Origin of the sequence: Stenotrophomonas sp. DR822 (assembly GCF_019793815.1) — a bacterium.
Lineage (GTDB): Bacteria > Pseudomonadota > Gammaproteobacteria > Xanthomonadales > Xanthomonadaceae > Stenotrophomonas > Stenotrophomonas indicatrix.
Genome location: NZ_CP081826.1, coordinates 3,318,631 through 3,331,685, shown reverse-complemented (window position 1 = coordinate 3,331,685; position 13,055 = coordinate 3,318,631). Strand labels below are relative to the sequence as shown.

12 protein-coding genes are annotated in these 13,055 nt (G+C 65.8%); 4 read left to right on the top strand and 8 right to left on the bottom strand.

What is annotated here, in order from left to right:
* Positions 1–2: 2 nt before the first annotated feature.
* The 4 genes from K5K93_RS15300 to K5K93_RS15285 all read right to left on the bottom strand — a co-directional run bounded on the left by K5K93_RS15300 (position 3) and on the right by K5K93_RS15285 (position 2,107).
* Positions 3–473, bottom strand: coding sequence for a F0F1 ATP synthase subunit B (locus K5K93_RS15300; RefSeq protein WP_025877365.1), 471 nt, complete (start codon positions 471–473; stop codon positions 3–5).
* Between the two features lie 114 nt (positions 474–587).
* A complete protein-coding gene (gene atpE / locus K5K93_RS15295) occupies positions 588–890 on the bottom strand; it encodes a F0F1 ATP synthase subunit C (protein ID WP_025877367.1) in 303 nt (100 codons plus the stop codon).
* A gap of 64 nt (positions 891–954) precedes the next feature.
* Positions 955–1,743 (bottom strand): F0F1 ATP synthase subunit A, encoded by a 789-nt coding sequence (gene atpB, locus K5K93_RS15290; protein WP_025877369.1) that lies wholly within the window; start codon positions 1,741–1,743, stop codon positions 955–957.
* 31 nt (positions 1,744–1,774) lie between these two features.
* The gene (locus tag K5K93_RS15285; RefSeq protein WP_032952006.1) at positions 1,775–2,107 is read right to left on the bottom strand and encodes a hypothetical protein; all 333 of its coding nucleotides are present in this window, start codon (positions 2,105–2,107) and stop codon (positions 1,775–1,777) included.
* A gap of 496 nt (positions 2,108–2,603) precedes the next feature.
* Here K5K93_RS15285 and K5K93_RS15280 point away from each other — a divergent pair, with 496 nt between their 5' ends.
* Entirely contained in the window at positions 2,604–3,422 is an 819-nt protein-coding gene (locus K5K93_RS15280; protein WP_222388329.1) for a hypothetical protein, read from the top strand.
* 429 nt (positions 3,423–3,851) lie between these two features.
* Here the strand turns inward: K5K93_RS15280 and lpdA are convergent, their stop codons facing one another.
* The 3 genes from lpdA to K5K93_RS15265 form a co-directional block, all read right to left on the bottom strand.
* Positions 3,852–5,660 (bottom strand): dihydrolipoyl dehydrogenase, encoded by a 1,809-nt coding sequence (gene lpdA / locus K5K93_RS15275; protein ID WP_222388328.1) that lies wholly within the window; start codon positions 5,658–5,660, stop codon positions 3,852–3,854.
* 107 nt (positions 5,661–5,767) lie between these two features.
* Complete coding sequence (gene aceF, locus K5K93_RS15270) at positions 5,768–7,498, bottom strand: dihydrolipoyllysine-residue acetyltransferase (protein ID WP_222388327.1); 1,731 nt, start codon at positions 7,496–7,498, stop codon at positions 5,768–5,770.
* A 113-nt stretch (positions 7,499–7,611) separates the two neighbouring features.
* Positions 7,612–8,181 carry a DNA-deoxyinosine glycosylase gene (locus K5K93_RS15265; RefSeq protein ID WP_222388326.1) on the bottom strand — a complete coding sequence of 190 codons (570 nt, stop codon included), beginning with the start codon at positions 8,179–8,181 and terminating at the stop codon, positions 7,612–7,614.
* 186 nt (positions 8,182–8,367) lie between these two features.
* On the opposite strand from K5K93_RS15265, the gene K5K93_RS15260 reads away from it, so the two are divergent.
* From K5K93_RS15260 to glpK, 3 genes are all read left to right on the top strand, one after another.
* A complete protein-coding gene (locus K5K93_RS15260; RefSeq protein ID WP_049464294.1) occupies positions 8,368–9,003 on the top strand; it encodes an OmpW family outer membrane protein in 636 nt (211 codons plus the stop codon).
* Between the two features lie 120 nt (positions 9,004–9,123).
* Positions 9,124–10,608 carry a glycerol-3-phosphate dehydrogenase gene (gene glpD / locus K5K93_RS15255; protein WP_222388325.1) on the top strand — a complete coding sequence of 495 codons (1,485 nt, stop codon included), beginning with the start codon at positions 9,124–9,126 and terminating at the stop codon, positions 10,606–10,608.
* A gap of 63 nt (positions 10,609–10,671) precedes the next feature.
* The gene (gene glpK / locus K5K93_RS15250) at positions 10,672–12,171 is read left to right on the top strand and encodes a glycerol kinase GlpK (RefSeq protein WP_222388324.1); all 1,500 of its coding nucleotides are present in this window, start codon (positions 10,672–10,674) and stop codon (positions 12,169–12,171) included.
* Positions 12,172–12,239: 68 nt separating this feature from the next.
* On the opposite strand, the gene K5K93_RS15245 is transcribed toward glpK, so the two are convergent.
* Positions 12,240–13,034 carry a MetQ/NlpA family ABC transporter substrate-binding protein gene (locus K5K93_RS15245; protein WP_222388323.1) on the bottom strand — a complete coding sequence of 265 codons (795 nt, stop codon included), beginning with the start codon at positions 13,032–13,034 and terminating at the stop codon, positions 12,240–12,242.
* Between the last annotated feature and the right edge of the window lie 21 nt (positions 13,035–13,055).

Here is a 13,055-nt window from a genome sequence, read left to right as displayed (position 1 = left end):
CCTTAAATCTCCGAGGCCAGCTCGTCGAGCAGCGCCTTGTGGGCGTTGGCGTCGATTTCGCGCTTGAGCAGCTTTTCGGCACCGGTCACGGCCAGCGCGGACACCTGCTTGCGCAGATCTTCACGGGCACGGTTGGCGGCGGCGTCGATTTCGGCCTGGGCCAGGTCCTTCTGACGGGTGGCTTCGGCAACAGCTTCGTTGCGGGCCGCGTCGACGATCTGGTTGGCACGCGCGTGGGCCTGGTCGATGATCTCGTTGGCCTTGGTGCGGGCTTCCTTCAGCGCTTCATTGACCTTGTCCTGCGCCTGGGCCAGATCTTTCTGGCTGCGGTCGGCAGCAGCGAGGCCTTCAGCGATCTTCTGCTGGCGCTCTTCGATCGCGTTCATCAGCGGCGGCCAGATCTTGGTCGCGATGAGCCAGATCAGGGCGGCAAAGGCCAGGGCCTGGGCGATGAGGGTAAAACCGATATCCATGGGGTTCGCTCAGTCGGTTGTGACGGGATGGATGCGCCGCCACACGGGCGGCGCCTCCGAACCTTCATCCGCGACCAGGCGCCTGCGGCGCCCGGTCGTTTCACTTTCGCTGGATCAGCCAGCGATTGCCGGCAGGCGCGAGACGAACTCGCCGACCAGCGGGTTGGCGAAGGCGAACAGCAGGCCCACGGCGACCGAGATGATGAAGGCGGCGTCGATCAGGCCGGCGGTGATGAACATGCGGACCTGCAGGACCGGGATCAGTTCCGGCTGGCGCGCGGCCGACTCCAGGAACTTACCGGCCATGATGGCCAGACCCAGACCGGCGCCCAGCGCGGCCAGGCCGATCATGATGCCGACGGCGAGGACGGTGGAGCTCTGAACTTGGGCGAGATTGGTCAGGACGGCGAAGTACATGGTTTTCTCCAGGAACTTGATTGCTAAGGGTTTAGAAACAAACGGATGAAGGGTGAAGCGAAACTCAGTGAGCGTCTTCCGACAGGCTCAGGTACACGATGGACAGCATCATGAAGATGAAGGCCTGCAGCGGGATCACCAGCAGGTGGAACAGCATCCAGCCGAAGCCGGCGAACGCGCCTGCAAACATGCCGGCGATACCTGCACCGCCCAGCACCCAGATCAGCAGGAACACGATTTCACCGCCGAACATGTTGCCGAACAGTCGCATCGCCAGCGAAATCGGCTTGCTCAGCCACTCGACGATGTTCAGGATCAGGTTGAACGGCATCATCCACTTGCCGAACGGTGCGGTCAGGAATTCCTTGGTGAAACCACCAATACCCTTGGCACGCAACGCGAAGAACAGCATCAGGAAGAACACGCTGATCGACATGCCCAGGGTGGCATTGACGTCTGCGGTGGGGACCGGCTTCCAGTACGGCACGCCCATCAGCTCGAGCGGCTTGGCGATGAAGTCGGCCGGGATCATCTTGATGAGGTTCATCAGGAGGATCCAGAAGAAGATCGTGATCGCGATCGGGGTCACCAGCTTGCTGGTGCCGTGATAGGTGTCCTTGGCCTGGCGGTCAACGAACTCCAGGCAGATCTCGACGAACGCCTGCCACTTGCCCGGCACGCCGGAGGTGGCCTTGCGGGTCGCCATCCAGAAGGCGACGACCATCACCAGGCCCATCAGCAGCGAGGTTACCAGCGTGTCCACGTGGATCGCCCACGGGGTGCCATGACCTGCCGTCAGATTGTGCAGGTGATGCTGGATGTAGGAGGTGGGTGTAAGCGCCTCGCCTGCCATGTGTCCGGAACCTTAAGTTAAATGAATTCGATTAGCGCCTGGCCATGGCCAGGACCTGGAACATCAGCCCGACGGCGATACCGGCCAACAGCGCCAGTGCAGGCAGCTTGAAGACCAGGAATCCCACCATCAGGACACCAAAAACGAGCGCCCACTTGGCCACGATCGCAACGATCAGGCGTGCCATGGCCGAACCGGCCCCCAGCGCACCACCACCCAGCGCCATCCGTGCCGCCACCCAACCACCGGCCGAAACCGCCACACCGGATGCCAGGGCACCAAGGGCATACTTCGGCCCCACCAGCAGGAAGGCCAGAGCCAGGACAGCCACCGCGGCCAGCGGGTAGACCGCGGCGCGCAGCATCAGTCGCCGACCCGTTTCTACGGAGTTCAGCACAGGACGTCCCGCGTGGTTACAAGTGGATGGCTGAGGCGACTACAGCAGGGGGGCCTCATCGAGCCGCCAAATTATAGCAATGGGACAATTTGCGAGACAACCGCTGCCTGTTCATATCGGAACAGCGCAAGTTGCGGTAAGGGCTGCGGTTTTGCAGCCCACCACGGGGACAATGCCATCTGCGCGATGTTGCGATGCAACGTATTGAACTTTGGTCGCAGGCGACGGAACTTTCCGCCGACGGCCGTGGTCCCATCTTCCGACCTGCCTGCAGCTACCTCGTCGACGCTTCGCCTGCAGGTCCCCACGATGGCCCCGAAGCGCCGCTCCGGGGCCATCTTTTCGCAGGGCGCTGACAGCGCTGAACCGTCCACATCGCGTGAACCATACCTTCACGAATGGTGGACAGCGACGTCCGGCAAAGTGGCCTTCATTCCGATGAACCACTGCAAGGACTCTTTCGATGCGCTCCGTCCCCACCCTGCTCGCCCTCTCGCTTCTCGCCGCCGGCGCGTCGTTCGCCTCCTCCGCCCATGCCGCCGAAGGCGATGACCGCTTCGCCCTGCGCCTGGGTGCGATGAACATCGACTCGGACAACACCCTGCGCGGCAACACCAATGTCGCCGGCCAGGACATCGGCTTCTCCGAGGACTTCAAGCTGGGTGGCAAGGAATGGGAGCCGCGCATCGACGGCATGTTCCGCATCAGCAACCGTCAGCGCCTGCTGTTCAACTACTTCAAGTACGACAAGGACCGCCGCGAGACGCTTGGCGAGGACATTTCCTTCGGCAACGTCAACGTGCCGGCCGACAGCTTCGTCAAGGCCGAGCTGAAGTACCAGGTGGCCAGCCTGGTGTATGACTACTCGGTGGTGGACACCGAGAAGTTCGACCTCGGGCTGCAGCTGGGTGCCGAATACGCCAAGGTCAGCACCAAGGGCTACGCCGACCTGGGCACGGTGTATGAAGGCCGGTTCCTGGACGAGAAGACCGACGGTGTGGCGCCGGTGGTCGGTGCACGCCTGAGCTTCACCCCGTCGGAAAAGTGGATGATCACCCTGCAGGGCCAGTATCTGAACACCCGCTGGGGCAGCTTTGACGACTACAAGGGTGACCTGAGCCGCGCCAACGCCATCGTCGATTACCGCTTCACCGACAACTTCGGCGTGTTCGCCGGCTACGACTGGTTCAAGCTGGACGCGGACAAGAAGGGCAGCGACGGCACCATCGGCCTGAAGCAGGAATTCAAGGGCCCGGTGGCGGGTATCAGCGTCAGCTTCTAAGCCCTGCTCCCCTTCCACAACACGCTCTCTCCTGGCGCGGCCTCCGGAACATCGGGGGCCGCGTTTTTTGTGCGTTTCCGACAGAAGAGCAGAAGCGGGTTGGTCGAGCGCTGGAGGGAGAGGGGGCTGGGTGCGAATGCCCCCAGGCGCCTCTCCCTCCGTGTGTCAGGCATCCAGACAGCCGCTGCGGTGGCGGTGGTTGGGCTCCGCCTTCCGCAAGCCGAGCCGCTGCGCGGGCGACAGGCATTTCGACAAAGTAAAGGAGGAGGCGACCGCCGAAGGCGGGCGACGGGGGACATTTGTCGAAATGCCTGCCGCCCGCGCAGCGGCCCGAACGCTTGCAGTGAGAATGATCAAAGACTCGCGCAGACGACCAACAAAAAACCCGGCTTGCGCCGGGTTTTTTGTTTCGCCGGGCATGGCCCGGCGCTACTTCTTTTTAGGAAGATACAGATCGGTGATCGTGCCGTCGTAGATTTCCGAGGCCATCGCCACCGATTCGCTCAGCGTCGGGTGCGCGTGGATGGTGTGGCCGATGTCTTCGGCCTCGGCACCCATCTCGATCGCCAGGCCGATCTCGGCCAGCAGATCACCGGCGTGCACGCCGACGATCGCACCGCCGATGATGCGGTGGCTGTCCTCGTCGAAGATCAGCTTGGTGAAGCCCTCGGTGCGGCCGATGCCGATCGCGCGGCCGCTGGCGGCCCACGGGAACTTGGCCACGCCAACCTTCAGGCCCTTGGCCTTGGCTTCGGTCTCGGTGACGCCAACCCAGGCGATTTCCGGGTTGGTGTAGGCCACCGACGGAATCACCCGCGCCACCCACTCCTTCTTGTGCCCGGCAGCCACTTCGGCCGCCAGCTTGCCCTCGTGCGTGGCCTTGTGGGCCAGCATCGGGTTGCCGACGATGTCGCCGATGGCAAAGATGTGCGGCACGTTGGTGCGCATCTGCCGGTCGACCGGAATGAAGCCACGATCGGTCACCTGCACGCCGGCCTTTTCAGCATCGATCTTCTTGCCGTTCGGCGAACGACCCACGGCCACCAGCACGCGGTCGAAGGTGCCCTGCGCCAATGCCGGCGCCTGGCCTTCCTCGGCGGCTTCGAAGGTCACGGTGATGCCCTTGGCATCGGCGGTCACGCCGGAGGCCTTGGTCTTCAGGTGCACGTCAATGCCCTGCTTCTTCAGGCGGTCGGCCAGCGGCTTGACCAGGTCCTTGTCGGCGCCCGGCATCAGCTGGTCCATGAACTCGACCACGGTGACCTTGCTACCCAGCGCGCCATACACGGTGGCCATTTCCAGGCCGATGATGCCGCCACCGACGACCAGCAGCGAACCCGGCACTTCGGCCAGTTCCAGCGCGTCGGTGGAGTCCATCACTCGCTTGTCGTTCCACGGGAAGTTCGGCAGCTTCACCGCCTGCGAACCGGCGGCGATGATGCACTTCTGGAAGCGCAGCAGCTGGGTGCTGCCGTCTTCAGCGGTGATCAGCAGTTCGTTGGCCGACACGAACGTACCAACGCCCTGCACATTGCGGACCTTGCGCTGCTTGGCCATGCCGGCCAGGCCCTTGGTCAGCTGGTTGACGACCTTTTCCTTGTACTGGCGCAGCTTGTCCAGGGTGATGGTCGGCTTGCCGAACTCGACGCCGAAATCACCGGCATGGGCAACTTCGTCGATCACCGCAGCGGCATGCAGCAGTGCCTTGGACGGAATGCAGCCCACGTTGAGGCAGACGCCGCCGAGGCTGGCGTAGCGTTCGACCAGCACCGTATCCAGGCCGACGTCGGCGGCGCGGAAGGCGGCGGTGTAGCCGCCCGGGCCCGAGCCCAGCACGACCATTTCGCACTCGATGTCGGCGGCCTTGCCACTGGCCAGCGCCGGCTTCGGTGCTGCAGGCTCGGCGGGGGCGCGGTGCGACGGCGTCACCGGCGGCTTGCTGGCCGGGGCGCTAACCGCCGGGGCCGGCGCAGCGGCCTTGGCCGGCGCTTCAGCGGCGCCTTCGGTCTCCAGCAGCACGACGACCGCGCCTTCGGACAGCGTGTCGCCCAGCTTGACCTTGATTTCCTTGACCACGCCGGCTGCCGAGGACGGCACTTCCAGGGTCGCCTTGTCCGACTCCAGGGTCACCAGACCCTGGTCTTTCTTCACCGTATCGCCAACGGCGACCAGCACTTCGATCACCGGCACATCGCTGTAATCGCCGATGTCGGGAACCTTGATTTCAATCGTGGCCATGGTGGGTTTTCCTCGTGCCCGACCGGCGTGGCCGGCGGGCTGTCACTGCGTTTCGACAGGCGGCCGCGCCAGGGGCAGCGGCCGCACGGTGGGGGCGAAGCGGTGCCTTACAGCAGCACGCGGCGCATGTCGGCCAGCACCTGCGAGAGGTACGTGGTGAAGCGTGCGGCCAGGGCGCCATCGATGACGCGGTGGTCGTAGCTCAGCGACAGCGGCAGCATCAGCTTCGGAGCGAACTCCTTGCCATTCCAGACCGGCTGGATGGACGACTTGGAGACGCCGAGGATGGCCACTTCCGGGGCATTGACGATCGGGGTGAACGCGGTGCCGCCGATGCCGCCCAGTGAGCTGATCGAGAAGCAACCGCCGCTCATGTCGGCCGGGCCCAGCTTGCCGTCACGCGCCTTCTTGGCCAGCTCGCCGGTTTCCTGCGCGATCTGCACCACGCCCTTCTTGTCGACGTCGCGGATGACCGGAACGACCAGGCCGTTCGGGGTATCGGCAGCGAAACCGATGTTGAAGTACTTCTTCAGGGTCAGGTTCTCGCCGCTGGCATCCAGCGAAGCGTTGAACTCCGGGAACTTCTTCAGCGCCGCAGCGCTGGCCTTGATCAGGAAGGCGAGCATGGTCAGCTTGATGCCGGCCTTCTCGTTCTCCTTGTTCAGTGCCACGCGCAGGCCTTCCAGGTCGGTGATGTCGGCCTGCTCGAACTGGGTGACGTGCGGGATCATCGCCCAGTTGCGGGCCAGGTTCGCACCGGAGATCTTCTTGATGCGCGACAGCGGCTGCACTTCCACGTCGCCGAACTTGCTGAAATCAACCTTCGGCCACGGCAGCAGGTTGAGGCCACCGCCGGCAGCCACGGTGCCACCGGCAGCTGCCGGAGCGCCGCCGCTGAGCGCGGCCTTGACGAACTTCTGCACGTCGGCCTTGGTGATGCGGCCGCCCTTCTCGCTGCCACTGACCTGCAGCAGGTCGACACCGAGCTCACGGGCAAACACGCGCACCACCGGCGATGCGTAGGGCACCTTGGCCGGCAGCACGCCATCGGCGTTGAACTGTACCGGCGGGCTGGTCGGCGCGCCGGCCGAGGGGGCGCTGGCGATCTCGCGGGCGGCCAGCTTGTCCGGCTGGGCCGGCACGGCGACCGGCTCGACCTTGGTGGCGGTCTCGGCGGCGGCCGGGGCAGCAGCGGCGGCAGCCTTGCCCGGGGCCGGGGCGGCAGCGCCTTCGGCTTCGATGATGGCGACCACGTTGCCCTGCGACAGGTTGTCGCCGACCTCGACCTTGATCTCCTTGACCACGCCGGCGACCGACGACGGCACTTCCATGGTGGCCTTGTCACTTTCCAGCGTGACCAGGCCCTGGTCCTTCTTCACCGTATCGCCCACGGCGACCAGCACTTCGATGACCGGAATGCCGCTGTAATCGCCGATATCCGGCACCAGGGCTTCCACCGCGCCGCCGCTGGCAGCGGGGGCGGCAGCAGCGGCCGGAGCGGGAGCGGCCTGGGTGGCAGCGGCCGGAGCAGCGGCCTTGGCCGGTGCGGGCGCCGCGGCGGGTGCAGCAGCGGCGGCCGGCTGGGCAGCCTCGCCGTCGGCCACTTCGATCAGTGCCACGACCTTGCCTTCGGACAGGCTGTCGCCCAGCTTGACCTTGATTTCCTTGACCACGCCGGCCACCGAGGACGGCACCTCCATGGTCGCTTTATCGCTTTCCAGCGTGACCAGGCCCTGGTCCTTCTTCACCGTATCGCCGACGGCAACAAGCACCTCGATTACCGGGATATCGCTGTAGTCACCGATATCGGGGACACGTGCTTCCTTGATTTCGGCCATGGGGAGAACTCCGGCAATCTGGTGTAGGGAAACGTCTATTGTGCGGCCAGCGGGAGCCAGCGCCAACCGTTACAGGTGTTTTCAGTACGCACGCAGCCGGGACACGCTGTTGCTCATGGCCCGTCGGCGCTTCCAGTCGGTAGCGTATTGTCCTGCCGATGTCCGCTTGATGTCGCCAGTGCAACGGCCACCGGCTGCCAGGCCTGGCGCAGGCGCGGCAAGGACCACGCTGCGTTGGCCGGACTGGTGGACGGCAGCGCCAGCACCTTGGCCGACGTGGCCAGCTGCGGCTGCACCCAGCGCTGGAAGGCCTGCATCGCCGCGCCACCGTTGCAGCCGATCAGCTGCAGGTCAGGCAGTGCGGCGATCAGTGCGGGAAGTGCATTGGCCACTTCCGTGCCACGCACGATGTCCGCATCCAGGCTGCCGCGTCGTTCGCAGCGGCCGATCACATCCCACAGGCCGACGCCATTGGCTGCCAGCGCCTGCAGTCGCTGCGCGTACGGCATTGCCGGGTCGAAGCCGCACAGATCGCCGAGCAAGGGCCAGAAACGATTGCGCGGGTGCGCGTAGTAATGCTGTGCCTGCAACGAAGCGATACCGGGCATTGAACCCAGCAGCAACACCCGGCAATCCGCGTTCACCTGCGCAGGCAGGCCGATGCACAACGTTGCAGCGCTCACATCTTCTCCAACTGCATGAATATTCCGGGAGGGCAGAAACCGCATGGAAACAGGGATTTCGCGCTGTTCGCTGAACAGTGCGAACTAATTTTTAACGCGCGTCGGATTCGATTCATGTTGGGGCGACTACGGTGTGCTCGCCCCGCAACCGGGGGCCCAAAACAAGAAACATTAGGAGATTCCCCCATGCGCTCCATCCGTATCCTGAGCCTCGCCCTGCTGACCTCCGCCGCGTTTGCACCGGCTGCCTTCGCGCAGGACAGCAGCACCACCGATACCGCCTCGGGCAAGCATTTTGCCGTGGTTGGCGGCGTCTCGCTGCTGCAGCCGAAGAATGACCCGATCGACGGCATCAAGAAGGTCGATGGCGGCCCGGCACCGACCGTCAGCTTCAGCTACTACATCAACGACAACTGGGCCGTTGAACTGTGGGGCGCTGCAGACAAGTTCGACCACAAGGTGAAGGGCCCGGGCAATGCCCGCCTCGGCAGCGTCGAGCAGCAGCCGGTCGCGCTGAGCGGCCAGTACCACTTCGGCCAGGCTGACAACGTGTTCCGTCCGTTCGTGGGCGTGGGCTACTTCCAGTCGGCCTTCAGCAATGAAACCCTTGCCGACGGCAGCGACTCGGACATCCGCCTGAAGGACGCCAAGGGCGTGATCGGCACCGTCGGTGTGGACATGAACATCAACTCGACCTGGTTCGCCCGTGCCGACGCCCGCTACATGCGTTCGCGTCCGGACGTGAAGGTCGGCGGCGAGAAGATCGGCGAAGCGAAGATGGATCCGTGGACCGTCGGCTTCGGCATCGGCGCCCGCTTCTAAGCGCTTCTGCGTCTTTGTTGTACCGCGACGGGCCCTTCGGGGCCCGTCGTCGTTTCCGTCACCCGGGTTCTGTAGAGTCCACTGACAGTCGGATCTACACGGACGGGATGCGGAGGCGCGATGCACGAGGTCGACCTGCTGGTGATCGGCGGTGGCATCAACGGCGCCGGTATCGCCCGCGATGCCAGCGGCCGCGGCCTGAAGGTGCTGCTGTGCGAACAGCACGACCTGGCAGCACACACCTCCAGCGCCAGCAGCAAGCTGATCCATGGCGGTCTGCGCTACCTGGAACAGGGCGAGTTCGGCTTGGTGCGCAAGGCGCTGGGCGAGCGCGAGGTGGTGCGTCGGCAGGCGCCGTTCCTGGTGCGGCCGCTGTGCTTCGTGCTTCCGTGGCAGCCGCACCTGCGCCCGCGCTGGATGCTGCGGCTCGGGCTCTGGCTGTACGACCATCTGGGCCGGCGCAGTCCCGCCTTCCCCGCGTCGCGCGCCGTGGACCTGCATGCCGATCCACTCGGCGCGCTGCTGTCGCCACAGCTGCAGCACGCCTTCAGCTACGCCGACGCGCAGGTGGATGATGCGCGGCTGGTCATCCTCAACGCGCTCGATGCTGCGCAGCGGAGTGCATGCATCCTGACCGGCACGCGCTGCGTGGACCTGCAACGCGGGCACGGACGCTGGCACGGCGTACTGGAAAACGCCGCAGGCCATCAGCAGACCGTCCAGGCACAGGCGGTGGTCAACGCCGCAGGCCCCTGGGCCGGCGGTCTGCTGGAGCGCATGCACGCCCGCAGCGGCGGTCCTGCGCTGCGCCTGGTACAGGGCAGCCACATCGTGCTGCGCCGCGCCTGGCCGAAAGACCGCGCCTGCCTGCTGCAGCAGCCCGACGGCCGCGTGGTGTTCCTGCTGCCCTTCCACGACCATCTGCTCATCGGCACCACCGACACCGACTATCGCGGCGACCCCGCACGCTGCAGTGTGCTGCCTGCGGAAGTGGACTACCTGTGCAGCGCTGCCAACGGCTACCTGCGTGATCCGGTCGCACCTGCCGAGGTGGTCTGGCAGTTTGCCGGCGTGCGCCCGTTGCTGGCCGACCCGGACCCGCGCGCGGCCAAACTGAGCCGTGACTATCGCCTGCAACTGGACGCCGGAGGTGCGCCTGCGCTGCACGTGCTGGGCGGCAAGCTGACCACGTACCGGGTGCTGGCCGAGGAGGCACTGGACCTGCTGCGCCCCTATCTGCCGCACGCCGGCCCCGCCTGGACGGCGACAGGCGAGCCGCTGCCCGGCAGCGACTGGGGCGATGCCGGGCAGGCACGGGAACAGCTTCGGCACCAGGCCCCCTGGCTGCCGGAGGCCACGCTGCGGCGCTGGGCCAGCGCCTATGGCAGTCGCAGCGTCGACCTGCTGCACGGCGCACGCTGCCTGTTCGATCTGGGCGAAGACTTTGGCGCGGGCCTGCACGCGCGCGAGGTGGCGTTCCTGTGCGACCACGAGTGGGCCCGCAGCGCCGAGGATGTACTGTGGCGGCGGAGCAAGCTGGGGCTGCAGATGGACGCGGCACAGGCTGCACGGCTGCAGGCCTGGATGGATTCACATCGCCGGTAATGCCGCGCGCGGCCCGGCGCCGCCGATGCATTACGATCTCAACATCGCCACCGGAGACGCTGCATGACGCCCCGCTACGTGCTGGCCATCGACCAGGGAACCACCAGTTCGCGCGCGATCCTGTTCGATCGCGCCGGCGACATCGTCGGCAGCGCGCAGCGCGAGTTTGCCCAGTTGTTTCCACAGCCGGGGTGGGTCGAGCATGACCCGCGCGAGATCCTGACAAGCGTCTACGCCACGATCACCGAACTGCTCAGCCGCGAACAGATCGATCCCCGCCACATCGCCGCACTGGGCATCACCAACCAGCGCGAAACCACCGTGGTCTGGGACCGTGCCAGCGGCCAGCCGATCCACAACGCCATCGTCTGGCAGTCGCGGCAGAGCCAGGCGATCTGCGAGCGGCTGAAGTCCGACGGCCACGAAGCGCTGATCCGCGAGCGTACCGGCCTGCTGATCGATGCCTATTTCTCGGCCACCAAGATCCGCTGGATCCTCGACCACGTGGAAGGCGCGCAGCAGCGGGCCGAGCGTGGCGAGCTGCTGTTCGGCACCATCGACAGCTGGCTGGTGTGGAATCTCAGCGGCGGCCAGGCGCACGTGACCGACTACAGCAACGCCGCACGTACGCTGCTGTTCAACATCCACACCTTGGAATGGGACGAGGACCTGCTGGCCCTGCTGGACATTCCGCGTGCGATGCTGCCGCAGGTGCGCGATTCCAGTTCGATGTACGCGCACACGCGCCCGCAGTTCTTCTTCGACCATCCGATCCCGATTGCCGGCATCGCCGGCGACCAGCAGGCCGCGCTGTTCGGCCAGGCCTGCTTCCAGCCAGGCATGGTCAAGAACACCTATGGCACCGGCTGCTTCATGCTGATGCACACCGGCACGCAGGCCGTGCGCTCGCGCAATGGCCTGCTGACCACCATTGCCTGGGGCCTGGAGGGAAAGGTGGAGTACGCGCTGGAGGGGTCGATCTTCATCGCCGGCTCGGTGGTGCAGTGGCTGCGCGATGGGCTGCGCATGATCGATCGCGCTGCTGACAGCCAGGCCTTGGCCGCACAGGTGCCGGACAGCGCGGGGGTGTACCTGGTGCCGGCCTTCGTCGGCCTGGGTGCACCGTACTGGCGCAGCGACGTGCGCGGTGCCATGTTCGGCCTGACCCGTGGCACCGGCAAGGCCCACTTCGTGCGCGCAGCGCTGGAGGCGATGGCCTACCAGACCCGCGACGTTCTGGATGCGATGCAGTCCGATGCGGGCATCTCGCTCAGTGAACTGCGCGCCGATGGCGGCGCGATCGGCAACGACTTCCTTGCCAGCTTCCAGGCCGACATCCTCGGCGTCCCCCTGCTGCGACCGCAGGTGACCGAGACCACCGCGCTGGGTGCGGCCTACCTGGCCGGGCTGGCGGTCGGCTTCTGGGAGAGCCGCGAACAGATCGCGGCACAGTGGGGGCTGGATCGCCGCTTCGAACCGCAGATGGCGGTGGCCCGGCGCGAGAAACTCTACGCCGGGTGGCAGCAGGCCGTGGCCGCCACCCTCGCCTTCCACGTCGATTGAGGGCGGCAGCGCCGGGCCATGCCCGGCGACACCCATTCCGCCCGGCATGGCCCGGCGCTACCCCAACATCAGAACGCCGGCAGCACCGCGCCCTTGTACTTGGTCTCGATGAAGGCCTTCACCTGCGGGCTGGTCAGCGCCTTGGCCAGCTTCTGCACGCGGGCGTCATCCTTGTTGTCCGGGCGGGCGACCAGGAAATTCACGTACGGCGAGTCCTTGCTCTCGATCGCCAGCGCGTCCTTGGTCGGGTTGAGGCCGGCATCCAGTGCATAGTTGGTGTTGATCAGGGCCAGATCGACCTGGTCGAGCACGCGCGGCAGCATCGCCGAGTCCAGCTCGCGGAACTTCAGGTTCTTCGGGTTGGAGACGATGTCGCGCTGTGTGGCCAGCGCATTGGTCGGGTCCTTCAGCTCGATCACGCCGGCCTTGTGCAGCAGGATCAGCGCGCGGCTGTTGTTGCTGGGGTCGTTGGGGATCACCACATCGGCCCCTTCACGCAGTTCGGCCAGCGACTTGATCTTGCGCGAGTAGGCACCGAACGGCTCGATGTGCACGCCCACCACCTTGGTCAGGTCGGTCTTGCGATCACGGTTGTAGGCGTCCAGGTACGGTTCGGTCTGGAAGTAGTTGGCATCCACCTGCTTCTGCACCAGCTGGTCGTTGGGCTGCACGTAGTCGTTGAACACGCGCACGTCCAGCTCCACGCCTTCCTGCTTGAGGATCGGCTTGACCACGTCCAGGATCTCGGCGTGCGGCACGGCGGTGGCGGCCACCACCAGCTTCTGCGAAGGCTCACCGGACTTGCCGCAGGCGGTCAGGGCCAGCGCAGCGGCGAACAGGGGCAGCAACAGGGTCTTCTTCATGGGCGCAATCGATCTCGGGGG